The organism is Nonomuraea sp. NPDC005650, assembly GCF_040605375.1.
GTDB lineage: Bacteria > Actinomycetota > Actinomycetes > Streptosporangiales > Streptosporangiaceae > Nonomuraea.
This window is the reverse complement of sequence record NZ_JBEXCR010000015.1, coordinates 165421-190066: the sequence shown is the minus strand read 5'-3', so window position 1 is coordinate 190066 and position 24646 is coordinate 165421. Positions and strand designations below refer to the sequence as shown.

21 protein-coding genes are annotated in these 24646 nt (G+C 70.6%); 10 read left to right on the top strand and 11 right to left on the bottom strand.

The features are described 5' to 3' along the window. Positions 1-65: 65 nt before the first annotated feature. Positions 66-923, top strand: a complete 858-nt coding sequence (locus ABZS69_RS26400; RefSeq protein ID WP_355377169.1) for a hypothetical protein — start codon at positions 66-68, stop codon at positions 921-923. 14 nt (positions 924-937) lie between these two features. Here the strand turns inward: ABZS69_RS26400 and ABZS69_RS26395 are convergent, their stop codons facing one another. After that, positions 938-2317 (bottom strand): aminotransferase class V-fold PLP-dependent enzyme, encoded by a 1380-nt coding sequence (locus tag ABZS69_RS26395; RefSeq protein ID WP_355377168.1) that lies wholly within the window; start codon positions 2315-2317, stop codon positions 938-940. Between the two features lie 42 nt (positions 2318-2359). Beyond that, positions 2360-3178: an AraC family transcriptional regulator gene (locus ABZS69_RS26390; protein ID WP_355377167.1), complete on the bottom strand. Its 819-nt coding sequence runs from the start codon at positions 3176-3178 to the stop codon at positions 2360-2362. Between the two features lie 134 nt (positions 3179-3312). On the opposite strand from ABZS69_RS26390, the gene ABZS69_RS26385 reads away from it, so the two are divergent. Next, positions 3313-4566, top strand: a complete 1254-nt coding sequence (locus tag ABZS69_RS26385; RefSeq protein ID WP_355377337.1) for an alpha/beta hydrolase — start codon at positions 3313-3315, stop codon at positions 4564-4566. Here ABZS69_RS26385 and ABZS69_RS26380 read toward each other — a convergent pair. Both ABZS69_RS26380 and ABZS69_RS26375 read right to left on the bottom strand, forming a co-directional pair. After that, positions 4549-5469 (bottom strand): slipin family protein, encoded by a 921-nt coding sequence (locus ABZS69_RS26380; RefSeq protein WP_355377165.1) that lies wholly within the window; start codon positions 5467-5469, stop codon positions 4549-4551. The genes ABZS69_RS26385 and ABZS69_RS26380 overlap by 18 nt on opposite strands. 24 nt (positions 5470-5493) lie before the next feature. After that, positions 5494-6501, bottom strand: coding sequence for a LacI family DNA-binding transcriptional regulator (locus ABZS69_RS26375; protein ID WP_355377163.1), 1008 nt, complete (start codon positions 6499-6501; stop codon positions 5494-5496). Positions 6502-6575: 74 nt separating this feature from the next. On the opposite strand from ABZS69_RS26375, the gene ABZS69_RS26370 reads away from it, so the two are divergent. The 3 genes from ABZS69_RS26370 (at position 6576) to ABZS69_RS26360 (ending at position 10698) form a co-directional block, all read left to right on the top strand. After that, positions 6576-7514, top strand: a complete 939-nt coding sequence (locus ABZS69_RS26370) for a nucleoside hydrolase (protein ID WP_355377162.1) — start codon at positions 6576-6578, stop codon at positions 7512-7514. Further along, on the top strand, positions 7511-8425 hold the full coding sequence (gene add, locus ABZS69_RS26365; protein ID WP_355377160.1) for an adenosine deaminase: 915 nt from the start codon (positions 7511-7513) through the stop codon (positions 8423-8425). Before ABZS69_RS26370 ends, add begins: the two co-directional genes overlap by 4 nt. A 119-nt stretch (positions 8426-8544) precedes the next feature. Then, a complete protein-coding gene (locus ABZS69_RS26360; RefSeq protein ID WP_355377159.1) occupies positions 8545-10698 on the top strand; it encodes a DUF6055 domain-containing protein in 2154 nt (717 codons plus the stop codon). Between the two features lie 126 nt (positions 10699-10824). On the opposite strand, the gene ABZS69_RS26355 is transcribed toward ABZS69_RS26360, so the two are convergent. The 3 genes from ABZS69_RS26355 to ABZS69_RS26345 all read right to left on the bottom strand — a co-directional run bounded on the left by ABZS69_RS26355 (position 10825) and on the right by ABZS69_RS26345 (position 14764). Further along, the gene (locus tag ABZS69_RS26355; RefSeq protein ID WP_355377157.1) at positions 10825-12162 is read right to left on the bottom strand and encodes an MFS transporter; all 1338 of its coding nucleotides are present in this window, start codon (positions 12160-12162) and stop codon (positions 10825-10827) included. 94 nt (positions 12163-12256) lie between these two features. Further along, positions 12257-13513 carry a serine hydrolase domain-containing protein gene (locus ABZS69_RS26350; protein WP_355377156.1) on the bottom strand — a complete coding sequence of 419 codons (1257 nt, stop codon included), beginning with the start codon at positions 13511-13513 and terminating at the stop codon, positions 12257-12259. Positions 13514-13771: 258 nt separating this feature from the next. Beyond that, on the bottom strand, positions 13772-14764 hold the full coding sequence (locus tag ABZS69_RS26345; RefSeq protein ID WP_355377154.1) for a hypothetical protein: 993 nt from the start codon (positions 14762-14764) through the stop codon (positions 13772-13774). A 422-nt stretch (positions 14765-15186) separates the two neighbouring features. On the opposite strand from ABZS69_RS26345, the gene ABZS69_RS26340 reads away from it, so the two are divergent. After that, positions 15187-15765 (top strand): restriction endonuclease, encoded by a 579-nt coding sequence (locus tag ABZS69_RS26340; protein WP_355377153.1) that lies wholly within the window; start codon positions 15187-15189, stop codon positions 15763-15765. 361 nt (positions 15766-16126) lie between these two features. Here the strand turns inward: ABZS69_RS26340 and ABZS69_RS26335 are convergent, their stop codons facing one another. Both ABZS69_RS26335 and ABZS69_RS26330 read right to left on the bottom strand, forming a co-directional pair. After that, positions 16127-17959 (bottom strand): ABC transporter ATP-binding protein, encoded by a 1833-nt coding sequence (locus ABZS69_RS26335; protein ID WP_355377152.1) that lies wholly within the window; start codon positions 17957-17959, stop codon positions 16127-16129. After that, complete coding sequence (locus tag ABZS69_RS26330; protein ID WP_355377150.1) at positions 17959-19788, bottom strand: ABC transporter ATP-binding protein; 1830 nt, start codon at positions 19786-19788, stop codon at positions 17959-17961. Before ABZS69_RS26330 ends, ABZS69_RS26335 begins: the two co-directional genes overlap by 1 nt. A 173-nt stretch (positions 19789-19961) precedes the next feature. Here ABZS69_RS26330 and ABZS69_RS26325 point away from each other — a divergent pair, with 173 nt between their 5' ends. Both ABZS69_RS26325 and ABZS69_RS26320 read left to right on the top strand, forming a co-directional pair. Beyond that, complete coding sequence (locus tag ABZS69_RS26325) at positions 19962-20849, top strand: alpha/beta hydrolase (RefSeq protein WP_355377148.1); 888 nt, start codon at positions 19962-19964, stop codon at positions 20847-20849. Continuing rightward, positions 20846-22141: an MFS transporter gene (locus ABZS69_RS26320; RefSeq protein WP_355377147.1), complete on the top strand. Its 1296-nt coding sequence runs from the start codon at positions 20846-20848 to the stop codon at positions 22139-22141. Before ABZS69_RS26325 ends, ABZS69_RS26320 begins: the two co-directional genes overlap by 4 nt. A gap of 132 nt (positions 22142-22273) precedes the next feature. Here the strand turns inward: ABZS69_RS26320 and ABZS69_RS26315 are convergent, their stop codons facing one another. Further along, entirely contained in the window at positions 22274-22576 is a 303-nt protein-coding gene (locus tag ABZS69_RS26315) for a DUF6355 family natural product biosynthesis protein (protein WP_355377146.1), read from the bottom strand. Positions 22577-22845: 269 nt separating this feature from the next. Between ABZS69_RS26315 and ABZS69_RS26310 the strand changes: the two genes are divergently transcribed. Beyond that, positions 22846-23172: a hypothetical protein gene (locus tag ABZS69_RS26310; protein ID WP_355377145.1), complete on the top strand. Its 327-nt coding sequence runs from the start codon at positions 22846-22848 to the stop codon at positions 23170-23172. After that, positions 23159-23845, top strand: coding sequence for a hypothetical protein (locus ABZS69_RS26305; protein ID WP_355377143.1), 687 nt, complete (start codon positions 23159-23161; stop codon positions 23843-23845). Before ABZS69_RS26310 ends, ABZS69_RS26305 begins: the two co-directional genes overlap by 14 nt. On the opposite strand, the gene ABZS69_RS26300 is transcribed toward ABZS69_RS26305, so the two are convergent. Continuing rightward, positions 23839-24282: a YbaB/EbfC family nucleoid-associated protein gene (locus tag ABZS69_RS26300; RefSeq protein WP_355377142.1), complete on the bottom strand. Its 444-nt coding sequence runs from the start codon at positions 24280-24282 to the stop codon at positions 23839-23841. The genes ABZS69_RS26305 and ABZS69_RS26300 overlap by 7 nt on opposite strands. Positions 24283-24646: the final 364 nt, after the last annotated feature.

The window sequence follows — 24646 nt, the reverse complement described above, 5'->3', positions numbered from 1 at the left end:
CGCCAGAGCGTTCCGATCGACTGCGATGTTGGTGCTCCAGGTATCACCCGGTGTTGGAGCGCACAATGATCAATCTCGGCTTCGTCGGGCCCAGCCGTCCCGCCAACGACTACAGGCTCACCGAAGTGATCGACGGCGACACCCCGAAGATCGAAATGTCGATCCGCATGGTGTCCATCGACACCCCGGAAAGCCACTACGGGGGCAGCCCGGCCACGGCCCAGGCCGCGCTCGACCGCACCAAGGCCCGCCTGCAGGACGGCACGTACGACGCCATCCCCCAGCAGCTGCGCGACCACCTCATCTCGCGCATCACCCCCAACGCCGCCGACCACCACCTCACCGCCGGCCAGCTCGCGGCCGAGGCGCACAAGACCATGGTGAAGACCCGCCTGACCCGCCCGGACGGCACCCAGCGCAAGTTGGCCGTGGTCGCCACCGGCGAGCTCGTCGAGAACCACGGCCGCCTGCTGGCCTACACCGCGCCCTGGTTCGCCGGCGGGACGTCCGACCCCATGCCGCCCCGCGACGACCCGCAGCGCCGCACCTTCAACCTCGACATGCTGTCGCTCGGGTGGGCCGCCAGCTTCCTCATCTACCCCTCCATCCCGCCCGCCTACGACCTGAACCTGATGCTCGACGAGGCCGAGGACGCCTGGCAGCACAAGCGCGGCGCGTGGGCGCAGTTCGGCCCGGAGCTGCTGCTGGGTTACGAGTACCGGGCCTGCATCAAGCTCGGCACCAAGGACCTGAAGAACCCGGCGGAGGCCGTCGCGAACGCCTACGAGCGCGTCTGCGTCGACCTGCGCACCCTGACCGAGGTCGGCCCGTTCGGCTACCACGAGGTCCCGCCACCGAACCGGCTGTGGATCTGGAAGACGGACCTGGCGCAGGCCCGCAAGGACCTGCCCATCAAGCACTGACCCGGAGGAGAAGGTCACGCCGCCGCGCGGACGATGTCCAGGGCCTCCTCGACGCGGTCGGCGTGGGTGCGGAAGCTGAGCACGCACAGGCGCAGGAAGAACCGCCCGTCGACGGTGGTGCTGCTCAGGAACACGCGCCGGGTGTCGTTCACGTCCGCGAGGAGCCGCCGGTTGCGCTCGTCCGTGCCGCGCAGCCGGAAGAGCACCACCGTCAGGTCCGGCCGCCACGGCACCTCGAAGCGCGGGTCCTGGGCGAGCCGGCGGTGGACGTGGCCGGCGAGGTCGAGCTTCTCGTCCAGCTCCCGCTCGAAGGCGCGCACGCCGTGCAGGTGCAGCGGCAACCACAGCCGCAGGCCGCGGAACTCCCTGGTCAGCTCCACCCCGAGATGCCCGTAGTCGGGCAGGCCGTCCATCGCGTTCAGGTCCTGCAGGTACCGGCCGTCGGCCGCGTGGGCGGCGTGCAGCACGGCCGGGTCGCGTACCAGCAGCACGCCGGTGCCGTACGGGAGGAAGAGGCTCTTGTGCGGGTCCAGCACGATCGAGTCGGCGGCCTCGATCCCGGCCAACCGGGTCCGGCCGCGTTCGGTGAGTTGGAAGCCGCCGCCGTAGGCCGCGTCGACGTGGAACCAGAGCCCTTCGCGGCGGGCCAGCTCGCCCAGCTCGGGCAGGGGGTCGACGGTGCCGGAGCTGGTGGTTCCGGCGGTGGCGGCCAGCAGGAACGGGTGCAGTCCCGCGGCGCGGTCGTCGGCGATCATCCTGGCCGCCGACGCGACGTCCATGCGCAGGTCCGCGGTCGCGGGCACGACGCGGATCGATTCCGGGGGCAGGCCCGCGATGCGGGCGGCCTTGGCGACGCAGTAGTGCGTGTGCTCGGTCACGTAGAACGTGCCGTCGCCCGGGCGGCCGTGCCGGGCGGCGAGCAGCGCCGACAGCGTGGCCGGCGAGCCGCCCGTCGTGACCAGCCCGCCCGCACCCGCCGGCAGGCCGAAGCGGTCGCAGAGCCAGGTCAGCACCCCGTGCTCCATGGCGACCAGGGCAGGGGACATCTGGGCCACGGTGGTGAAGCGGTTGGCGGCCTGGGCGAGCAGCTCCGCCAGCGCCGCGGTGACCAGCCCGCCCGCAGGGAAGTAGGCCAGATAGCCGGGCCCCGCCGTGTTCACGCCCTGCCCGGCCGCCTGCCGGAACGTCTCCAGGAGCGCGCCGAAGTCGCCGGGACCGTCGGCGGGCGGCCGGAGCAGCGTGGCGGCCAGCCGGTCCACCTGCCCGTAGTCGCTCGCGGGCGCCGAGTCCAGCTCGGCGACCCAGTCGGCCAGGAAGTCCACCGCCTGGCGGCCCAGCCGGGCGACGGCGGACCGGTCGAGTTCGAGGGGAAGAGCACTTTCGTCGGTCGTCACGCGAGGCACCGTAGACCGGTGGCGGGCGCCAAGGATTGGACGTTATTGCACGGCACGCTGGTACGCGCGGGGCGGGACGCCGACCAGGCTCCGGAAGTGCCGCGAAAGGTGCGACTGATCGCAGAACCCCACGGCCAGCGCGGCCTGGGCCGGCGGCATGCCCTGTCGCAGCAGCTCGCGGGCCTTCACGACGCGCAGCTGGGTCACGTACGCGTGCGGCGGCATGCCGTACGCGCGCCGGAACGAGCGCAGCAGCGCGAACGGCGTGACCCCGGCCGTGGCGGCCAGCTCGGTCAGGCCGGGCGGGTCCGGCATGGTCGCGTGCAGCAGGTCGCGGACCCGGGCCACGCTCCTCCGCCCGGCCGAGCGGGCCGGGCGCCCCGGGCGGCGCGTGCCGTACGCGCCGAGCACGAGGGCCAGCACCGCGCGCAGCTGGGAGTCGGCGGCCAGCGACGCGCCGGACTCCGCCGCGTGATGTGCGGCCGTCACCCGCCGGGCCACCCGCGCGTCGGGCGCCACCCTCCGCTCGAACGACGGGACCCCACCGGGCACGCCGAGCTCGTCCGCGACCTCCCGCACCTGCTCGACGCTCGGGTACAGCACCCGGTACGCCCACCCGTCGGCGGTCCGGGGCTCGCCGGTGTGGACGACGCCGGGCTCGATCAGCACGACGTCGTCCGCGCCCGCGTGCTCGACGCCGTCGGCGAAACGGATCTCCTCCAGGCCCGCCTCCAGCGCCCCGATCGCGTACGTCTCATGGCTGTGCCGGGCGAACCGGCGGCGGACGAAACGCGCCCGCATCAGGTCCAGGCCGCCAAGGCCGCGATAACGCCAATACGTGGCGAACTCCCCGGATCCCATGACGACCTCCCTCGCTGGGCCGTCGGCGTGCGGCTCCCCAGGGAACGGTACGCCGAGCACCGCTGCGCCGGACCATTCCCTACGATCTCACCTTGTGCTACCTTTCGCATAAATAGAGAAAGGTTGAAACGGTGATGACACCCGACCCGGCGGCGACCGCCACGACGGTCGTCGAGATGGCCCGCGACGGGCGTTTCGCGGAGATCGAGAGCCTGTTCGCGGGGGCGCTGCGGGCACAGGTGTCCGCCGAGACGCTGGGGGCCGTCTGGGCCGCCGAGATCGGGCGGCACGGGCCCGTCTCCGCCGTCGGGGAGCCGGTCGGCGAGCCGATCCGGGCGGGGCTGGTCCGGGTGAGCGTCCCGGTGACGTGCGAGCGCGGCGGGCTCATGGTGATCATGTCGGTGGACGACGCGGGCGAGCTGAACGGCCTGCAACTGGCACCGCTGGACGCCCCGGAGTGGGCACCGCCCGCCTACGCCCGCCCGGAGCTGTTCGAGGAGCACGAGGTGACCGTCGGCTCGGGCCCCCTGGCCGTACCCGGCACGCTGAGCCTGCCGCGCGGTCGCGGTCCGTGGCCCGGTGTGGTGCTGCTCAGCGGCGGCGGGCCGTTCGACCGGGACGCCACCACCGGGCCGAACAAGCCGCTCAAGGATCTGGCCTGGGGGCTGGCGAGCCGAGGGGTGGCGGTCCTGCGGTACGACAAGGTGACCCACGTCCACGCCGACCGGCTGGCCGGCGACTTCACGATGGCCGACGAGTACGTCCCGCACACGGTCGCCGCCGTCGAGCTGCTCCGGCAGCGGCCGGACGTGGACCCCGCGCGGGTCTTCGTCCTCGGCCACAGCATGGGCGGCAAGGCGGCCCCGCGGATCGCCGCCGCCGAGCCGTCCGTGGCCGGTCTGGTGATCATGGCCGGTGACGCGCAGCCGATGCACGAGGCGGCCGTACGCGTCGCCCGCCACCTCGCCTCGGCGAACCCCGACTGGCAGGCGGCGGCCGAGACGATCATCCGTCAGGCCGCGGTGGTCGGGGGCCCGGGGTTGTCCGCCGCCACGCCGGCCGCGGACCTGCTGTTCGGCTTCTCCGGCACGTACTGGCTGGACCTGCGCGGCTACGACCCCGTCGCGACCGCGGCGGCGCTGGACATGCCGATGCTCCTCCTCCAGGGCGCCCGCGACTACCAGGTGACCGTCGACGACGATCTGGCGCGATGGCGGGCCGGGCTCGCGCACCGGCCGGACGTCACGTTCCGCGTCTACGACGCCGACAACCACCTGTTCTTCCCCGGCGAGGGCCCTTCGACCCCGGCCGAGTACGAGCCGGCCCAGCACGTCGACCCGGCCGTGGTCGCGGACCTCGCCGAGTGGCTCTCACCGGGTCAGCGGTAGGTCACCCGATTTCTGTCCGGGCTCAAGGGCCGACTCGCTCTCGCTCCGCTGGGCGGGCAGCTCGGGGACGGCCTCCTCCTCCGCGAGGGCGGGCCGCTCGGGCCGGAGCCGTTCCGAGCCGACCGTGGCGGGCTCGGCCGGCGCCGCGCTCTGCGTCGCCCGTTCGAAGAAGCGCAGCAGCTCGACCGGCAGCGGCATGATCAGCGTGGAGTTCTTCTCCGCGGCGACCTCCACCACGGTCTGCAGCAGGCGCAGCTGCAGCGCGCCCGGCGTCTGGGACATGATGCCCGAGGCGTCGGCCAGCTTGCCCGCGGCCTGCAGCTCGCCGTCGGCGACGATCACCCTGGACCGCCGCTCGCGCTCGGCCTCGGCCTGGCGGGCGATCGACCGCTTCATGGCCTCGGGCAGCTGCACGTCCTTGATCTCCACGCGATCGATGTGGATGCCCCAGCCGAGCGCCGGGCTGTCGATCATGAGCGCGAGGCCCCTGTTCAGCTCCTCGCGGTTGGTCAGCAGATCGTCCAGCTCGCTCTTGCCGATGATGGACCGCAGCGAGGTCTGGGCCACCTGCTCGACGGCGAACAGGTAGTTCTGCACCTCGATCGCGGCCCGCATCGGGTCCTGCACCCGGAAGTAGGCGACGGCGTCGACCCGTACGGAGATGTTGTCCCTGGTGATGCCCTCCTGCGTGGGGATCGGCATCGTGACGATCTGGACGTTGACCTTCCGCATGCGGTCGACCCCAGGTATCAGGAACCTCAGGCCCGGCTCGCGGATGTGCTGCTGCGCCCGGCCGAAGCGGAAGACGATGCCGCGTTCGACCTGGTTGACGACTCTCACCCCGGCGACCACCACCAAGAAGAGCAAGAAGGCGATGACTCCGAGCACGATGTTGATGTCCATGGACCTATCCCTTCTCTTACGAGACTAGGTCCTTTGAACCTCACCCTGGGGTCTCACTCCGCAGCCGCAGCTATGTCGCGTGACCAGGGCGGCGTGCGGGGCGAGCGGGGCGGGCGCCTCGTCGAACAGCAGGGCGACGGCCTGCTCCGCCATGGCCTGGAGCGGCTGCTCTGTCACCGTCAGCGCCGGAGCGGTGTGGGCGCTCTCCGGGGTCCCGTCGAGGCTGATGACGGCGAGCCGGTCGGGGACGGCCAGGCCGCAGGCCCAGGCACCGGACAGGACGCCGATGGCCTGCTCGTCCGTGGCGGTGACCAGGGCGTGGGGCAGGGCGCCCACGGCGGCGAGGCGGCGGGTCAGGGCGTCCGCCTCGGCCCGTGAGTAGGCGCAGCGCAGGAGCGCGGCGTCTGGGTCGCCGGCGACGGCCGCGTGCCAGGCCGCCCGCCGCACGCCCACGGGCCCCTCGTCGTCCGGCCCGGCCAGGAAGGCGACGTGCCGGTGCCCGTGCCCGCGCAGGTGCGCGACCGCCTCCCGCACCGCGCCCTGGTTGTCGGCCGCCGCCACGCGCGCGCCCGGGGGGCCGTTGTGGATGTAGACGGCCCGTACGCCGGCCGCCTCGGTCACGTCCGCCACGTCGCCCACGGAGTCCGCCGAGACGATCACCAGCCCGTCGACCTGGGCGGCCAGGAACCGCTCGACGAGATGCCGCTGGCGCCGCGCCGAGTAGCCGGCGTTGCCCACCAGCGTGAGCAGGTCGCGGCTCTCCAGCGCCCGCTCGACGTGCCTGGCCAGGGCCCCGAAGTAGGGGTTGGACGCGTCGGCCAGCACCAGGCCGGCCACGCCCGTGGTGCGCGAGCGCAGCGCGCGGGCGATGCGGTTGGGGCGGTAGCCGAGCTCCGCCGCCGCGGCCAGGACGCGCTCGCGGGTGGCGGCGGCCACGGGCCGGGGCCCGTCGTTCATCACATAGCTGACCACCGCCGTAGAGGTGCCCGCTCTGCGGGCCACGTCGGCCAGAGTGCTCGGACGTTTCATCATGACGGTTTACATTCTCGCATCTAATCGTTTAGATAGGCACTCGGCAGATCTAAACGATTAGACAAGAGGTGACCGTGCTGCCTTTGGTCGTCGACACCGACACCGGCTCGGATGACGCGGTGGCGCTGCTGCTGGCCGCCGCCAGCGGGCTGGGCGACGTACGCGTCGTGACGACGGTGGCGGGCAACGTGCCGCTCCCGGTCGCGACCCGCAACGCCCTCATCTCCCTGCAGACGGCCGGCCGCCAGGACATCCCCGTCCACGAGGGCTGCGCCTGCCCGATGACCCGCGCGCTGTCCACGGCCCAGCACGTGCACGGCCAGGACGGGATGGGCGATCTGGGCCTCCCCGACCCGCTGCGGGCCGCCGAGCCCGAGCATGCGGTCGACGTCCTCCTGGACGCGCCCCGCGACCTCCCCGGCGAGCTGACGCTGGTCACCCTGGGGCCGCTCACCAACGTCGCCGCCGCCCTGCTCCGCGACCGCGACCTGCTCTCCCGCTACCGGCACGTGTACTGCATGGCCGGCGCCGCGGACATGCGGGGCAACGTCTCGGCCACCGCCGAGTTCAACGTGTGGGCCGACCCGGAGGCCGCCCGCGTGGTGCTCCAGGCCGCCACGCCGGACAAGGTGACCTGGATCGGCTGGGACGTCTCGCGCCAGGACGCCGTCATGACCCCGGCGGACCAGCTCCGGCTGGAGCGGCTCGGCACCCCCATGGCCGCCTTCGCCCACCGCGTCAACCGGACGGTCGCCGACTGGGCCCGCGACGTCACCGGCCTGCCGGGCTACGACCTCCCCGACCCCGTCGCCATGGCCGTGGCGCTCCGGCCCGAGCTGGCCGTCGAGCGGGAGCGGGCGTACGTGGACGTCGCGCTCGGCGACGAGACCCGCGGCCAGCTCATCATCGACCGCCGCCGCACGGCCCCCGCACCGAACCTGACGCTGGTGCGGCGGGTCGACGAGACCGCTTTCAAACAACTGCTCTTCGACACCTGTGAGGGACCGCGATGACCCAGCGTTACGAGCTGCACTGCCATCTCGACGGATCGGTACGCCCGAGCACGATCGCCGACCTGGCGCGCCGCCAGGGCATCACCCTGAGCGCACCCGTCGAGGAACTGGTGACGGCGCCCGCCGGGTGCGGCAGCCTGAGCCGGTTCCTCACGTACATCGACGTGCCCCTCCAGGTGCTGCAGACGCCCGACGCGCTGAGCAGGGCCGCCCGCGAGCTGGTGGCGGACTGGAGCGCGGACGGCGTGGTCTACGGCGAGACGCGCTTCGCCCCGCAGCTGCACGGCCACCAGGGCATGACCATGGACGAGGCGGTCGTGGCCGTCGCCGAGGGCCTGGCGGCGGGCCAGGCGAACACGGGAGTGCGTACCGGGCTGCTGCTGTGCTGCCTGCGGCACCAGACGCCGGACGAGAGCCTGGCCGTCGCCGAGACGGCGCTGCGGCACCGCGACAAGGTGGCCGGGCTCGACCTGGCCGGCGACGAGCAGCGCTACGCCGGCGCGCCGCACCGGGCCGCGTTCGACCTCGCCCACGCCGCCGGCCTCCCGTGCACGGTGCACGCCGGCGAGGCGGCGGGCCCGGAGAGCATGTGGGAGGCGCTCGACGTGCTCGGCGCCCGCCGGATCGGGCACGGCGTGCGCTGCACCGGCGACTCCGCGCTGCTCGAACGGCTGCGCCGCGACCGGATCGCCCTGGAGATGTGCCCGATCAGCAACGTCATGACCGGTGCCGTCCCCAGCATGCCGGAGCACCCCGCGATCCCGCTTCTGGAGGACGGGCTGGCGGTCACGATCGGCACCGACACGCGCACCACCGCCGGAACCACGCTGGAGCGGGAGTTCGCCGGGTGGACGGCCGAGCAGGAGAAGCTCGCCCAGGCGAACGCGGCGGAGGCGGCCTTTCGGAGCTGAAAGTTTCACCGGGTCTTGACAGTCTCTGTTGCGAACCTCAACACTCTAGCCGCTCCAAAATATGTGACATAACGCACGGTGTTAGCGCTAACACAAAGGCGGCTCCCGGAGGTTTCCGAATGAGACGATTGCGGGCGGCGACGGTCGCCCTCCTGATGCTTGTCACCGCGTTCCTCACGACCACCCCGGCGGCTTCGGCGGCAGCGAAGGCCGTCTTCATCCCCGCGCGCTGGCAGAGCACGGGCGAGGTGCCGTGGGCCAGCGACCGTACGAAGGAGTCCGCGAACTTCATCTTGTTATGGGGTGACCGCTCGGGCACGAACCCCAAGACCGCGCCCTCCCCGTACAACTTCGACCCCGACAACATGCTCAGCCAGTTGGAGAGCCTCTACTCCTTCTACGTGAACACCATGAAGTTCACGCCGGAGACCGGGCTGCTGGCACAGTACAAGATCATCGTCATCGTCACCAGGACCTGGTCGAACGCGCCGCTCGACGCGTGGGCGACGGGCGGCTCGACCGACGGCAAGGTCGGCGTCATCAACATCGCCCCCGGCGCCGCGCTGCCCGGCTCATGGGGGCTGGCGCACGAGCTGGGGCACGTCTTCCAGAACTACACGTTCCTCGGCAGGTCCGGATACGGGTTCACGGACCCGAGCGCCGGCACGTTCTGGGAGACCAGCGCCGAGTTCATGGCCATGCAGGTTTACCCGAAGACGGCCGCGGGCGACCTGACGCGGTTCATCCGCACGGAGAACCTCGCCTACAGCAGCAGCCGCCACCACTACGGCAACTGGATGCTGCTGCAGTACATCAAGGACCGCGACGGCCTGGCCATGTTCAGCCGCCTGTGGAACGAGGCCAGGAGCAACGAGCACCCGCTGGAGACCTATCGCCGGATCGCCGGCATCGACCAGGCGGAGCTCAACCGGCGGCTGGGTGAGTACGCCCAGCGCAACGTGACGTGGGACTACTCCAACCGCGCCGACTTCATGCCGTTCATCAACAGCCTGTATCCCTTCGTCACCGCCTACAACGGCGTGGAGGCGCAGGCGGTCAACGCGGCGGCCGGGCACTTCCGCGTCTCCGACGCCATCGCGCCCTCCGACTACGGCTACAACAAGATCCGCCTGGTCCCGAGCAGCGACGGCGCGCTCATCCGGATGCGGTTCAGGGGCCACGTCAACTCGGCGGCCGGGTCGGGCTGGTCGTACGGGTTCGTGGCGGTGAAGAATGGCACGCCCCGCTACAGCCCCGTCTACAACTCCTCGAACGGCGAGGTGACCTTCCAGACCCAGGCGGGCGAGAAGGACGTCTACCTCGTGGTCGTCGGCGCGCCGAGCGCCGTGCACAAGTACGCCTTCCTCGACGGCTACCCGAAGAACTACCGCTACCCGTACCAGTTCCGCCTGCAGGGCGCCACGCCGTGGGGCTTCGAGCCCGGTCACGTGCAGCCGGCCGCGCCGGGCGGCGGCCACTGGCACTCCAACGGCGGCGGCTGGGTGGACAACCGCGCCAACGTGGCCGCCACCGCCTACGTCGGCCCCAGGGCCGCCGTGTACGGCAACAGCACGGTCAGCGGCAACGCCCGCGTCGAGGACCTGGCCTGGGTCAACAGCGGCGCGACCGTCGGCGGCAACGCCGTGGTGAAGAACAGCGCGCTGGTCCAGGGCGGCGCGAACCTCGGCGGCAGCGTGGTCATCGGCGGCGACGCCGAGCCCGCGACGGCCTGCTCCTCGGGCACGTACCTGATGTTCAACCCCGACCGCCGCTGCGACGGCGGCGGTGGCGAGGCGGACGTCAACCCGTCACACCCGATCTTCAGCGACGACGACCTCGCCTTCGGCGGCGGCGGCGGGAACCCGACGCCCGTCAACCTGGCGTCGAGCGCGACGCCCTCGGCCTCGTACACCTCGCCGTGGGAGAGCGTCGCGGCCGTCAACGACGGCCTCGTGCCCAGCCCGCGCTGGGGCACCTGGCCGGAGACCGGCACCCAGTGGGCCGAGCTGACCTGGTCCTCGACCCAGTCGATCAAGTCGGCCGAGGTCTACTTCTTCGACGACGGCGGCGGCGTGCGCGTGCCCGCCTCGTGGAAGCTGCAGTACTGGAACGGCAGCGCGTACGTGGACGTGCCCGGGGCCAGCGCGTACGGGATCGCGGCCGGGGCGTACAACCCGGTCACGTTCACCGCCGTCAGCACCACCAGGCTCCGGGTCGTGCTGCAGAGCGGCCAGGGCTCGGTCGGCCTCCTGGAGGTCCGCGCCTTCGGCTGACACGCCCGGCGGCCGGGCGACGCGGCACCGCGGATCGACCACCTCGGATCGACCGCGGTGCCCGGCCTGGCCGCCGCACGCACTGCTCTTCCGCTACTCGCCACGCGCGCCCGTCCGGCCGCGACGTCAGGTGCTGGTCTCGGTCCGTACGTCGTCGTACTCGACCGCGTAGTCCTGATCCGACCGATCCTTCAGGGCCAACGCCGCGACCACGCTGATCAGCGCACATATCGCCATATAGACGGCTATGGCGAACGAGCTCTGATACGTCGCGTACAGCCAGACCGCGATCAGCGGCGCGGGCCCGCCCGCCGTCAACGAGGCCAGCTGGTAGCCGAGCGAGGCCCCGCTGTAACGCAGCCGCCCGGTGAAGCTCTCGGCGATGAACGTGGCCTGCGGGCCGTACTGGATGTCATGGATGGGCGCCGTCAGCACGATGGCCAGCAGGACCAGCGCCGGGACGCGGGTGTCCAGCAGCGGCCAGTAGATGAACGACCAGACCACCATGGCCGCCGCGCCGATGATGTACAGCTTCCTGCGCCCCACGATGTCCGAGATGTAGCCCCAGAAGGGCACGGTGAACAGCGACACGATCCCGGCGGCGATGACGTACAGGTAGACGTCGCTCGCCTTGAACCCCAGGGTCTTGGTCGCGTACGTGAGGATGAAGACGGTGAAGATGTAGAACGGCGCCTGCTGCCCGGTCCGCAGCAACGCGCTCAGCACGATCTCCCGCCAGTTCCTGACGATGACCTCGCGGACGGGGACGCGCTCGACCCGGTTCTCCTGGAGGACCTTGGTGAAGACCGGCGTCTCCAGGATGCCGAGCCTGATGTAGAGGCCGACGCCCGCCATCACGATGCTGAGCAGGAACGGGATGCGCCATCCCCAGTAGGGGTCGAGCGGCTGGAACACTTCGAGGGCCAGGTAGCCGAGCACGAGCCCGACGGGCACCCCGAACTGCGGCCAGCTCCCCAGGAACCCGCGCCGCCCGCCGCGCGACTTGCCCCACTCGGTGGCCAGCAGCACGGAGCCGCCCCACTCGCCGCCGACGCTGATGCCCTGGAGCAGCCGCAGCACGGTCAGCAGGATGCCGCCCCAGATCCCGATCTGCTCGTAGGTCGGCACCAGCCCGACCAGCGCGGTGGCGATGCCCATGCTCAGGAGCGTGATGATGAGGGTGGCCTTGCGGCCGATCCGGTCGCCGTAGTGACCGAAGATCGCCGCCCCGATCGGGCGGGCGGCGAACCCGCCGAAATAGGTGCCGAGGGACAGGAGCAGACCCGTGGTCGGGTCGCTCTTGGGGAAGAACAGCTCCGCGAAGATCGTGCTGGCGGCGAAGCCGTACAGGAAGAAGTCGTACCACTCGATCGAGGTCCCAACGGCGGAGGCGACCACCGCCCGGACCACTTGCCTTCTCGTCTGCTGCTGTCCTGTCGCGTCGGGGCGCTGCTCCTCTACCATCTACCGCTCCTCGGTAGGGCTTACCTTTCCCGCGACGTTACATGACACAACATTGGTGGTCACGATGCACTTTTGTGGAGCTTTCCGCCGACGGTCAGAAATACCTCGGAGCCAGGTCAGTGGTGGGCCAGGTCTTCACGGTGCCGATCGCCGCGCCGAGGATGGGGTCGATCGAGTCGAAGTCGGGCGTGCCCGTCTCCTCCCTGCGGTTGAAGATGGCGCAGTAGCTGACGCCGTTCTGCACCCGCGCGAGGAAGCTGAACGTGCCGGGCATGCTGCCGGTGTGCCAGGTGTTCAGCCCTCCGGCGTTGTTGTTGCGCACGTTCCAGCCGAGGCCGTACCAGGAGCCGCCGGCGGTCACGCCGGTCTCGGGCTTGGCGAACGTCCGGGAGATCGACGTGGAGTTGAGCACGGGCCCGGCGGCGTCGAAGACGAAGCCCCACTTGACCATGTCGACGGCCGAGGCGAGCCAGCCGCCGTTGGCGTCCTGGTTGGGCATGTTGAACCCGCCGTAGGGGAACGGCACGACGGCGCCCGACTGGTCCACGACGCTCTTGTTGGTGAGCTTCGACTCGTAGGTCACCTCGGTGGAGACGGCCTCGGAGCGGAGGCTGCGGCCGAGCCGCAACCGGGTGATCCCGACGGGGGCCAGGAGCTTCTGCCGCACGTACGACTCGTAGCTCATGCCCGAGATCTTCTCGATGACCCGCCCGGCCAGCATGTAGCCGTAGTTGCTGTAGACGTACTTCGTGCCCGGGTCGAGGTCGAGCTTCTTCGCGGTGACGTACTTGATGATGTCGGCGTGGTCGATCGGCAGCGGCACGCCGAGCGACGCGGAGATCGTGGGGTCGATCCACAGCGGGTCCTTCGAGACGTCCCTGTCCCAGCCGCCGAGGTGCTGGAGCAGCCGCCACAGGGTGACGTTCGCCAGCCGGGGGTCCGCCGTGGTGGACAGCCCCAGCAGGGAGGCCACCTTCGCGCCCAGCGACACCTTGCCGTCCTGGACCAGCCGGACGATCGCGGCCGCCGTGAGGCTCTTGCTGAGGCTCGCGATCCGGAACAGGGACGTCGGCTGCACCCGCACGATGGGGGCGCCCGGCTTGGAGTAGAAGCCGTAGCCGCGCGCGAGCAGGATCTTGCCGTTCTTGGCGACCGCGAGCTGGGCGCAGGAGATGTCCCGTTCGGTGATGAACGTCGTCATCGCCTTGTCGAACCCGGCCATCGCGCTCGGCACCACACCGGTGGTCAGCGGCGCGGCCACGCTGGCCGACGCGGGACGGGCCCCGAGCGCGATCGCCGGTACGGCGCCCGCGCCCGCCTGGAGGAGCCGTCGGCGGCTGAGTGCGGTCACATTTCCCCCTGTTGCCACAAAAGCATCAATAGTGGTCTTTACTACCACAATCAACACAAAACGCGATCCCCAACCTTGGGGCCGGGGCTCCACCGCCGCATGCGCTCACGAGGGCATCCACCGCGCCTGACCTTGAGGCTGGAGCGTCCACTGCACCCTGACGCCCCGACCTTGAGGCGGGAGCGTCCACCACGCGCCTGACCGCCCCGACCTTGAGGCCGGCGCGTCCGCCGTGCCCCGACGCCCCGTCCCTGAGGCTCAGGCGCCCTCTGCGGCGCGGAAGGTCTTGAGCGCCTCGGGGCCGAAGTAGGAGCCGTAGCTGGTGGTGCTGTTGCGCAGGGCGTGGGTGGAGATCTGGTAGCCGATGCCGGTGACCTTGTTGAAGCCCTGGAACCACGGGCCACCACTGGAGCCCCCACCCATGTCGCACACCAGCGCGTACTTCATGCCGTACGCCGGGGTCACCGAAGCGCCGCTGCAGTACTGCAGGGTCTTGCCACCGTTGCCGTTGCTCGGGTAGCCGAGCAGCAGGTTGGACGAGCCGACGGTGGCGGAGTTGAACCTGATCCCCTGGCCGCCCACGGTCTGCACGACGGTCTTGCCCTGCACCGGCTTGACGACCAGCATGCCGAAGTCGAGCGGCGGCTGGTGCGCGCCGTCCTTGTAGTAGCCGGACCAGATGAACATGGTCCGCGCCACGAACTTGCCGTACGGTGCCGCGCCGTTCTTGTACGCCGGGATGAAGACCAGGTTCTTGCTCCACCGGCCCTCACCGTCGATCAACGCGTGCCCGACGGTGACGACGACGTCCCCGTCCGCGCTGGTCACGACGTTGCCGGAGGCCACGAAGTCCTTGCCGTTGCCGCCGGTGCCGAACACCTTGCCCGCCGTCTTGGCGATGAGGCCGCCGGACTGCCACGTCCGCTGCTTGGCCGCCGAGGTGACGTACGGGCGGACCCAGCGCATCGTGTCCTTCGAAGGCGTGGGCGCGATGTCCACCTGCTCCTGCGCGGCGAACGGCGTCACGCTCTTGGTCTCGCCGCTCGCCGTGTCGGCGGGGGCGGCGAGCGGCTGCGCGCCGCGCATCCGCTCCGGGGTCCAGTAGTCATTTCCGGCCGCGAACGTCGTCGGGACATTGTGCGCGAGCGGCCCGTCCCCCGCCGTCTTCGCCACCGACGGCTCGGCGACGGCGGCGTGGGCGCCCAGCCCCAGCATCAAGGTGGTCAAGCCGACGATGGGCAGGGTACGCATGGGGCCTCCGTGACAGGTGTGACGAAGGAGGTTTACCACACTTGTCACAAAAATGGACAATCGTCACAGACCGCACGGACGACCAACGCCCACGGCGACGACCTCGCCGGACCACTCCAAGCCACGTCCTTGATCACATGCAGCCAACATCACAGGGAGGGCTCCCGGCCTGACGGGAATGGCAAACCAGCAGCCGCAGTTTCTGTCACGTTGGGGCGAAAACGGGCATATAGCCAACGCAATAAGCCGCAACCCATTCTGCTTTTGTTCCGCGCGCGGATTCTGTCGGTGCCGCGCTTCATACTCGCCGTCAAACACCGGTCTTCCAGGAGGGACCCATGGCGAGGGGATCCAGACGGGGCAACAAGCGGCGAAAGTCGAACGGTATCGGCGATCTTCAGGTAATAGCACTGGCGGGAGCCGTGGTCGCGATCGTTCTCGTGGCCTATTTCATCACCCGATATCCGGGATGGGCGATAGCCATAACCACCATCCTGCTCGCGGCGCTGGGCGGCGGGCTCTTCCTGCGGCATCGGGTCATCCAGGCCCGCCGCATGCAGTTCCTCGCGGCCAACGCGGCCCTGGAGAAGGTCGATCTCATGACCGGGCCGCAGTTCGAGCAGCTGGTCGCCGAGCGCATGATCGCCGAGGGGTTCCGCCGGGTGCAGATTCGAGGCGGCGCCGGGGACGGCGGTGTGGACATCACGGCCGTCGCGCCCGACGGCACGCGATGCGCCGTCCAGTGCAAGCGCTACCGCAAGAGTGTCGGCGCACCGGCGGTCCGCAACTTCCTCGGAGCCCTGGCCAACGCCTTCACCGGGCATACCGGCGTGCTCATCACCACGGGGCACTTCACCCGCCCAGCCCGCCAGGAGGCGATCGACGCGCGCCAGCCGCTGCTGCTCGTCGAGCGCGACCTGCTCGCCGATTGGCTGACCGGGAGGTTCGCGCTGCTGCCCAGGCGAACATCTCTGGACGAAGGCCACGAGCTGGCGACCTGACCGCCCCTCCCAAACGACTCACACCCTCACGGGTCCGCCCGGCATCGGCAGCCGGCACCGCCATCCCCAAGCGGGAAGGCTGCCTCCCGGGTCCAGGTCACCGTCCACCTGCCTGGCCTCGGCAGCCGACACGGCAGCCCCAGGCAGGTCAGCGCTCTCCCAGGTCCGCGTCACCATTCACCTGCCCGCCCACCGGCAGCCAACTCCGGCCAACACCGCCGTCCCCAAGCGGGTCAGTACCCTCGCAGGTCCGCGTCACCACCCACTCGCCCGCCATCGGCAACCGGCACCCCCGTCCCCAGGCAGGTCAGCGCCCTCACAGGTCCGGGCCGCCACCCGCCCCCGCCCGGCAGCCGAGGTCTCAGCCGGCGGCTTCGTCCCCGACGGAGACGAAGCCGGTGCCGGCCCGGTAGTGGGGTGACTGGTGGCGGAAGTAGGTGTTGTAGACCTCGCAGTAGCGCCCGCCCCGGGCCAACAGCGAAGCGTGGTCTCCCTCCTCCACGATCCGCCCGTGGTCCAGCACGATGATGCGGTCGACGTGCTCGATCGTCGAGAGCCGGTGCGCGATGACGATCGAGGTCCGCCCGGCCAGCACCAGGTCGAGCCCCTCCTGGATCTGGGCCTCGGTCAGCGGGTCGACGCTGGCCGTGGCCTCATCGAGGACCACGATCGCCGGATCCTGGATCAGCAGCCGGGCCAGCGCGACGAGCTGGCGTTGCCCCATCGACAGCGCCCGCCCGTGCTCGCCCACGTCCGTCTCCAGCCCGTGGGGCAGGGCCTCGATCCAGTCGCCGCCGCCCACCGCGGCCGCCGCGGCGCGCACCTCGTCGTCGCCCGCCTCCGGCCTCGGGTAGCGGATGTTGTCGGCGACCGTGCCGCTGAACAGGAACGGGGCCTGCGGCACCGCGCCGATCTGGCTGCGGTAGGCGCCCAGCTCAAGGGTGCGGATGTCGCGCCCGTCGATCAGCAGGCGGCCCTCCTGGAACTCGTAGAACCGGGTGATCAGCTTGCTGAGCGTCGACTTGCCGGCACCGGTGTGGCCGACGAGCGCCACGGTCTCCCCGGCCTCGATGCGCAGGTCGAAGTCGCGCAGCACGGGGCTGGCGGCGTCGTACCCGAAGGTGACGCCCTGGAACTCGATGCGCCCGGCCAGCCGGCCGGGCGGCTCGGCGGCGCTCTGCACCACCCGCGGCGGGGCGTCGATCAGGGCGAAGACCCGCTCGGACGCCGACAGCCCCTGCTGGAACTGGGACCAGAACGCGGCGATGGACGTCAGCGGGAACCAGAAGAGCGACACACCCTGCAGGAACAGGTACCAGTCGCCCGCGGACAGCCCGCCGTCGAGCACCTGCGCGCCGCCCAGCCGGACCAGGCCCACCGTCGCGAGCCCGGCCACCAGGAAGAGCACGGGGAAGATGGTGGAGAAGACGAACCCCTGGCGGAGCGTCACCTGGTAGCTCTGCCGGTTGATGGGCCGGAACTCGTCGTAGACCTGCTGCTCCTGGCGGAAGTTCTTGGCGACCGCGATGCCGCCCATGGTCTCCTGCAGGTTGGCGTTGACCCGGCCGAGCGAGCGCTGCGCCCGGCGCGTGCCGGCCCTGGCCAGCCGCCGGAACATCAGCGCCAGGCCCACCACGATCGGCACCACCAGCAGCGTCAGCAGGGCCAGCTCGACGCTGCGCACGAACAGCAGGGCCGTGACGAAGCCGACCATCAGCACCTGACTGATCAGGTCCATCGTCAGCGTGGACACGGTGGCGAAGTCGTCGGTGTCGGACGTCACCCGGCTGACGATCTTCCCGGACGGGGTCTCGTCGTAGAAGGACAGGTCGCGCTCCAGCACCGCGTCGAACGCGTCCTCGCGCAGCCGGAGCACCACGTCGCCGGTGACCTGCGCGCTGAACTTCTGCCGGACGAAGTTGAACACCCACGAGAACACCCCGGCGACCAGGATCCCCGCCGTGAGCTGCCAGCCCACCGAGCCGATGGTGCCGCCGGCGATCGCGTCGACGGCCAGGCTGCCCAGCATGGGAACGGCCGCCTGGCTCGCGGACAGCAGCACGATCATCGTGGCGACCAGGATCATCGACCCCAGCTTGGGCCGGAAGTACGACAGGATCCGGCGCAGCAGGGCACGGTCGCTGTAGGTGCGGTCGTAGTCCTCGGCGTCGAGGCCGTCCATGATGAAGCCCATCAGCGCACCCCTCCCTGCTCCGCGGCCAGGACCGCGTCCTCGGCGGCGTCCAGCTCGACCTCGTCGTAGTGCGCGAAGATCCGGCGGTAGAGCCGGCTGCGCGCGATCAGCTCGTCGTGGGTGCCGAAGTCGACCACCTCGCCGCGCCTGAGCAGCAGCACCTTGTCCGCCCACCGGATCTGCGAGAGCCGGTGGGTGATCAGCAGCGTGGTGCGCCCGTCGAGGATGCGCCCGATCGCCTGCTGGATCAGGTCCTCGGTGGCGGAGTCGATGGCGCTGGTCGAGTCGTCGAGCACGAGGATCGCCGGATCGGTCAGCAGGGCCCGCGCGATGGCCAGCCGCTGCCGCTGCCCGCCGGAGAGCGTGACCCCGCGCTCCCCGATCACGGTCTCGTAGCCGTCGTCCAGCTCACCGATGAACTCGGCGGCCTGGGCGTCCTCCGCCGCCCGCACCACGGCCTCGTGATCGGCCCGCTGCCCCAGGCTGAACGCGATGTTCTCGGACACGGACCGGGAGAACAGCACGATGTCCTGCTCGATGGTGGAGATCTGGGACCGCAGCGAGTCGAGGTCCCAGTCGCGCACGTCCACGCCGTCGACGAGGATCCGCCCGGACGTGACGTCGTAGATCCGCGGCACCAGCTTGGTCAGCGTGCTCTTGCCCGACCCGGTCTCGCCGACGATCGCCACCGTCTCCCCCGGCCGCACGGTGAACGTCACCCCGCGCACCGCCGGGTCCTCGTCGTCCTCGTAGCCGAACGTCACGTCCTCGAAGACGATCTCGCCGCTGATCGGCGCGGCGTGCCCGTCGGCCCGCTGCTCGATCTCGCTGTCGGAGGTGATGACGTTCAGGATCCGGCGCGAGGACACGATGCCGATCTGGATCAGGGAGAACGTGAAGATCGACATCTGCGTGGGGAACCCGAGCTGGCCCATGAGCCCCATGAACGCCACCAGCTCGCCGATGGTGATCGCCCCGATGCCCTGGAGATAGAGGGCGTGCCACAGCGCCCCGGCCATAGCGAAGGAGAACAGCAGGGTGGGCAGGTAGCGGGCCTGGACCAGCCCGTTGCGGACGAAGAGGTCGCGGTAGAGCCGCGCGTTGGTGCGGAAGCGCCGCCGCTCCTGCGCCTCCTGCGCGGTCACCTTGATCACCTCGATGCCGCGCACGGCCTGGTTGAGCCCGGCGTTGAGGTCGCCGAACTGCTCACGCATACTCGTCGCCACCGGATTGAGCTGCCGCATGTAGTGCCAGAGCGCGACCGTGAACACGACGGCGAACAACCCGGGCGCCAGCAGCAGCCGAGGATCGATCGCCCCGATGAAGAAAATGGGCACCAGCCCGGTGAGCCCCGAGTCCACGATCAGATCGACCCCGGGCGTGATCATGATGGAGAGCTGCCGGATGTCGTTGGCGGCCCTGGCCATCAGATCGCCGACCCGCTGCCGGTTGTGGAAGGTCTGGCTCTTGCCGAGCAGGCTCACGTAGAGCTCGTCGCGCGCGTCCCGCTCAAGCCGCTTGGCCAGCACCTCGCTCGACAGCCTGGCCACCAGGTCGAACAGCCCCCGGGCCAGCACGATCGCCAGCAGCGCCAGCGCGATGAACCCGAGCGCGTCCAGCGGCTCGCCCCGCTGCCCCAGCACGGCGTCGAAGGCGTCGCCGGTGAACTGCGGCACCATGGCGTTGAGCACCACCATGATCAGCGACCCGCCGAGGAACCCGATCAGGTGCGCCGGATGCCTGCGAAGATGGGACCAGAGCCAGCGCACCGGGCCGCGCCGGTTGTAGCGCGGGCCGGAGACGGAGAACTCCGAGTTGCTGGTGGTCACTGGCAGGCCCTCCCCCGGGCACGAGCACACAAGTATCGAACCTGGTTTCTACCACCGGGCACCGACACTTTCCCAGTCGAATTTCACCGGGCCCGGTCGACGCGCGGGCGCCCGAAATGAAAGGTCCGATATCCGCCGTCGTTCCGCCTCCCGATCGGGCCAAGATGAGCGCCATGATCGAACATCCCCCTGGTCAGGCGTACGAGATCCGCGGCGGCCGGCGCGTCTGGGTCGAGCAGCACGGGGACGGCGACGCCGTGGTGCTGCTCGCCGGGCTGGGCCCCGCGGGGTCGCATGTGATCTTCCACCCGCACTTCGACGCCCTGGCGGCGGACCACAGGGTGATCTACGTCGACCTGTACGGCCGCGGCCGCTCCGACCGCCCCCGGGACCTCTCCGAGATCACCTTCGCCGACGACGTCGCCGACGTGGCCGCGCTGCTCGACCTGCTGGGTCCGGCGCACGTGTACGGCTTCTCGTACGGCGGGCTGATCGCGCAGGCCGTCGCCCTCGACCACCCCGCCATGGCGCGCACCGTCACCCTGGCCAACACCCTGCACAGCCCCGAGATGTGGCAGCTCAACCACGCCAACATCAATCGCGAGCTGGCCACCCAGCTTCCCGAGGTGTGGGAGCGGATCCAGGAGCTGCGGCTGAACGGGCTGCGCTCCACGGACGAGCCGCTCAGGCGGGAGTTCGCCAAGGCGGCGCCCCTGGTGCGCTTCTACGACCCCGCCAACGCCGCCCTGCTGGCCAACGAGCCCGGCGCCAGGAACCAGGAGCTTTATCCGATCTTCTGCGGCGACGACGTCGATTTCGTGATCGGGGGTGAGGTGGCCGGGATCCCCGACTTCCGCCCCCGCCTCAAGGAGATCCGCGTTCCCCTGATGGTGCTGGCCGGCCGCCACGACCGGGCGCTGCACCCGGCGCTGCAACGCGACTTCCGGCGCTTCGCGCCCCAGGCCCGGTTCCACATGCTGGAGCGCAGCGGCTCGTTCGGCCACGTCGAGGAGGCCGAGACCGTCCACTCGCTGCTGCGTGACTTCTGGCGGCAGGCATGACCTCCTTGCCGCCCTTGCCGTCCTCGCCGTCCTCGCCGTCCTTGCCGGAGACGGCGGGCCGTACGGTCCGGCGTGACTTCGGGCTGCTGTGGGCCGGGCAGTCGTTGTCGCTGTTCGGGGACCAGTTCATGACGCTGGCGCTGCCGCTGCTCGCGGTGACGGTGCTGGGCGCGACTCCGGCCCAGGCCGCGCTGCTGCCGTTCGCACTGTTCCTGCCCTTCCTGCCGCTCGGCCTGCCGGCCGGTGCCATCGTGGACCGGCTGCCCCGCCGCATCGTCATGCTCGTCTGTGACGGCGTGCAGGTGATCGCGTTCGGCGCGATCTGGGTCTCGGCGGCCACCGGCGTGCTGAGTTTCCCCCTGCTGTTCGCGCTGGTGCTGGTGAGCGGTTGCGCGGTGGTGTTCTTCCAGGTCGCCTACACCTCGTACCTGCCCGGCCTCTTCCGCGACCCGGGCGAGCTGCACACCGGCAACACCCGCCTGGCACTGTCGGAGTCGACCGCCAAGGCGGTCGGGCCGATGGCCGCGGGGCCGGTCATCGGGCTGGTCGGCGTGACCGGCGCGATCCTCGCCAACACCCTCAGCTTCGCCGCCTCGCTCGTGACGCTGATCGCGATCCGGCACCATGAGCCGCCGCCCGCCGTCACCGCGCGGGAGCGAGGCTGGGTACGGCGGGACGTCGCCGCCGGGCTCAGGTTCGTGCTCCGGCATCCGGTCCTGGAGCCGGTCTTCTCCTGCGGCACCCTTTACGTCCTGTTCCTCTCCATGGTCGAGACCAGCCTGGTCCTGTACTGCCGCAACGTCCTGGGGCTGTCACCGCAGTGGATCGGGGTCGTGGTGGGCGCCGCCGCGGCCGGCTATCCGATCGGCAACCTCGCCTCGGCGTTCCTCATCAGGCGTCTGGGCAGTTCGCGCGCGCTCATGCTCGCCGCCACCGTGTCGGTGCTGGGCATCGTGGCCATGCCCGTACTGGGGGCGCACGGCAGCCTTGGCGCCGCCGGCCTCGTCATCGGCAGCATCGTGCACTGCGTGGGCGAGGGCGCGTTCAACCCCACCTCGGTGACCCTCCGGCAGACCCAGACCCCGTCCGAACTCCTCGGCCGCGTGGCCTCCGTGCAGCGCTTCCTGTTGTGGGGCGCGGTCGCGATCGGCTCCCTGCTCGCCTCCGCCGCCACCGCGCTCGGCGGGCTGGAGTCGGCGGTGTGGATCGGCGCACTCGGCACGGTCCTGTGCCTGCCCGCCCTGTTCCGCCGCGGCATCCGCACGCCTAACGCCGCTTTTCAGGCCGGATGAGGCCGCCTGCCTCCGCGTATCAGGCCGGATGACGCCGCCTTCGGCCGCTCCGGCACCGTCCAAGGCGGCCCCCAAGGCGGCCCGCAACGGGGCCGCAGGCGGGCTGCCCGCGGCCCCGTGTCATGGGAACGGTCAGCAGCCGCCCCGGTTGTACGCCCTGAACACGTTGCTCCACCTGCCGACGTACTTCGCCTCTCCCGGTGTCACGCAGAAATAGGTGTTTCCGCCCAGCAGGTAGGTCACGAAGATGTTCTCGCCGGCACCGGTGCAGTTCTTGTACATGGCCGCGTCGCCGTCCCGGTAGAGGCCGCACTCGGTCGCCAGCCGGCCGCGCTCGCCGACGGCGGCGCTCGCCGGGGCCGCGGTGAGCAGGGTGGCGCCGACGGCCGCGAGGGTGGTCAGCAGGGTGAGCGGCTTCCTGATGTTGACTGACATGGTTCGGGCTCCTGTTCTGGTTTGCGCCCCGCGGGTACGGACCATCAGGTCCTCGGGGGTGAGGCTCAGCAAAGCCACCGCGGCCAGGTGTCCAACAGAGGCCCGGACGCACCCGGCCAGATCGGTCCACGCGCTGACCATCCCCGGACAGCGGAGGGCCTCGGGCTGGAGCCGCTCGAATATCCGCCCTCGCGGGGGCCCAGCGGCCGAGTGATCCGGATATCGCTAGTATGTGCATCCAAGTTATGGATCACGTACTTGGAGTAGTTTTGAGCCAAGGCGAAGCCGCACGTATCCACCGGCAATCAGCGATCAGAGCGCTGGGCGACGCTCTCGTCGACGACGTCGCAGGCACCTCCCCCGTGTCGCACCTGGACCAGGCCGCCGACTTCCCCTCGAACATGCGCATCGGGCCATGGGCCATGGGCGTGCTCGGATGGCCCCTGACCAAGGAGCACGACAAGATCGTCGGCTACGCGGAGACCACGGTCGACAACACGATCGAAGCCCTGCACGACCATCGGGACCAACTGCACACGGTCGCCGACAACATCCAGACCGCGGAGAACTGGAGCGAGGCCAATGTCCGGCTTTAAGATCCCCGTCCCCGGCGGCACCCCGGACCCGTTCCAGCCGGGCGACGAGGGCGGCGACCTCAAGGCGATCCAGTACTCCACGCTCGGCATGTACGCGTTCGCCTCCCTGATCTTTCCCGTGTTCGAGCGCGTGGTGGTCTCGTACGGGCTGTCGGTGCCGGCCGACCCGCAGGTGCTGCACAGGGCCGCGGACGGCTGGAGCGCCTTCGGAAACGGCGTCTACACCGCGGGCGCGACGGCACAGGAGCAGCACGACAGCGTGTCCACGGCCAGTTGGCAGGCGGCGGAACGGGAGCTCTACGGGCAGAAGATGACCGGCTACGCCATGGAGTCCGACACGGCGGCCGACTCGGCCCACAGCCTCTCGTGGCTGCTCAGAGTGCTGGCCAACCTCTGGACGCTGTACATCTACCTCCACCTGGGCCTCGCGAGCCTGGCGATGGCCACCCTGGCCAGGGCCGCACTGGTCGGACCTGGACGGGTGTTCCTCAAGTGGGAGGCGCTGTCGCAGGCGATGACCGCCGAGCGGCGGGTCATCGAGCTGCGCAACTTCACGCTCAAAACCGTCCTCGGCCTGGCCCTGAAGTACGGGGCCGCCTGGATGACCGAACGCAGCCTCACGGACGGCCTCAAGCCGCAGTACGCGGCGGGCCGCCCCCAGGGTGCTCAGTAACCGAGCTTCCTGCGCATGCGGTCCAGCTCGCCCATCGCATCGCCCATCATCCGGTCGAAGGCCTGCTGCGCCTCGGCCATCTTCGCCCGGGCGGTGTCCGGATCGCCCATGGCGCCGTCCAGCCCGCCGCCGAACGTACCCGTCATGATCTCCGACAGCCGGCGCTGAAGGTCGGCGTCGGCGTCGCGGATGGCCGCGAGGATCGCCGCGGACATCTCCTGCACGCTCATCCGCTTCGCCCTCGGATCGATGTCCAGCCGGCTCACACCGCCCTGCGCGGTGCACTCGACCGCGATGAGACCGTCGGCGGCCGTCGCCTTCCCGACCGCTGCCGCGACCTCCTTCTGCGCCGCCTCGAAATCGGCCACCCGTCTCTCGGAATCCCGCAGGAACGCCTCGACGTCGATGTTCGCGAAGTTTCCTAGCGGGTCGTCCACGTGCGTTCTCCATCCATGTACGTTCTTCCGGACGGTAATAGCACAAGTCCGTTTCGCAACGGTTTCCCACCGATCACCCGCCGGCCCCGGGCGGGGCGGCCTGGGTCTTCCTCCACTCCCTCGCAGTGGCGGACAACGGTCCAGACAGGGGTAATGGCGATGGGCCCGAGCACGCGGTCCCCGCGCAGGCGCACGAGGAGCGAACCGGCGGTCGGGATAGGCCCCGGCGTGTGCGGCGAGCCAGCCCTCCGACTCCGTCACGGCCTCCTCCGGCGGATAATGCTCCGACGCCCGCAGCTCGAAGCCACGCGGGCCGATGACTCTCCATGATGAACCACCGACCCGCTGTGCGCGCCTGCCGACG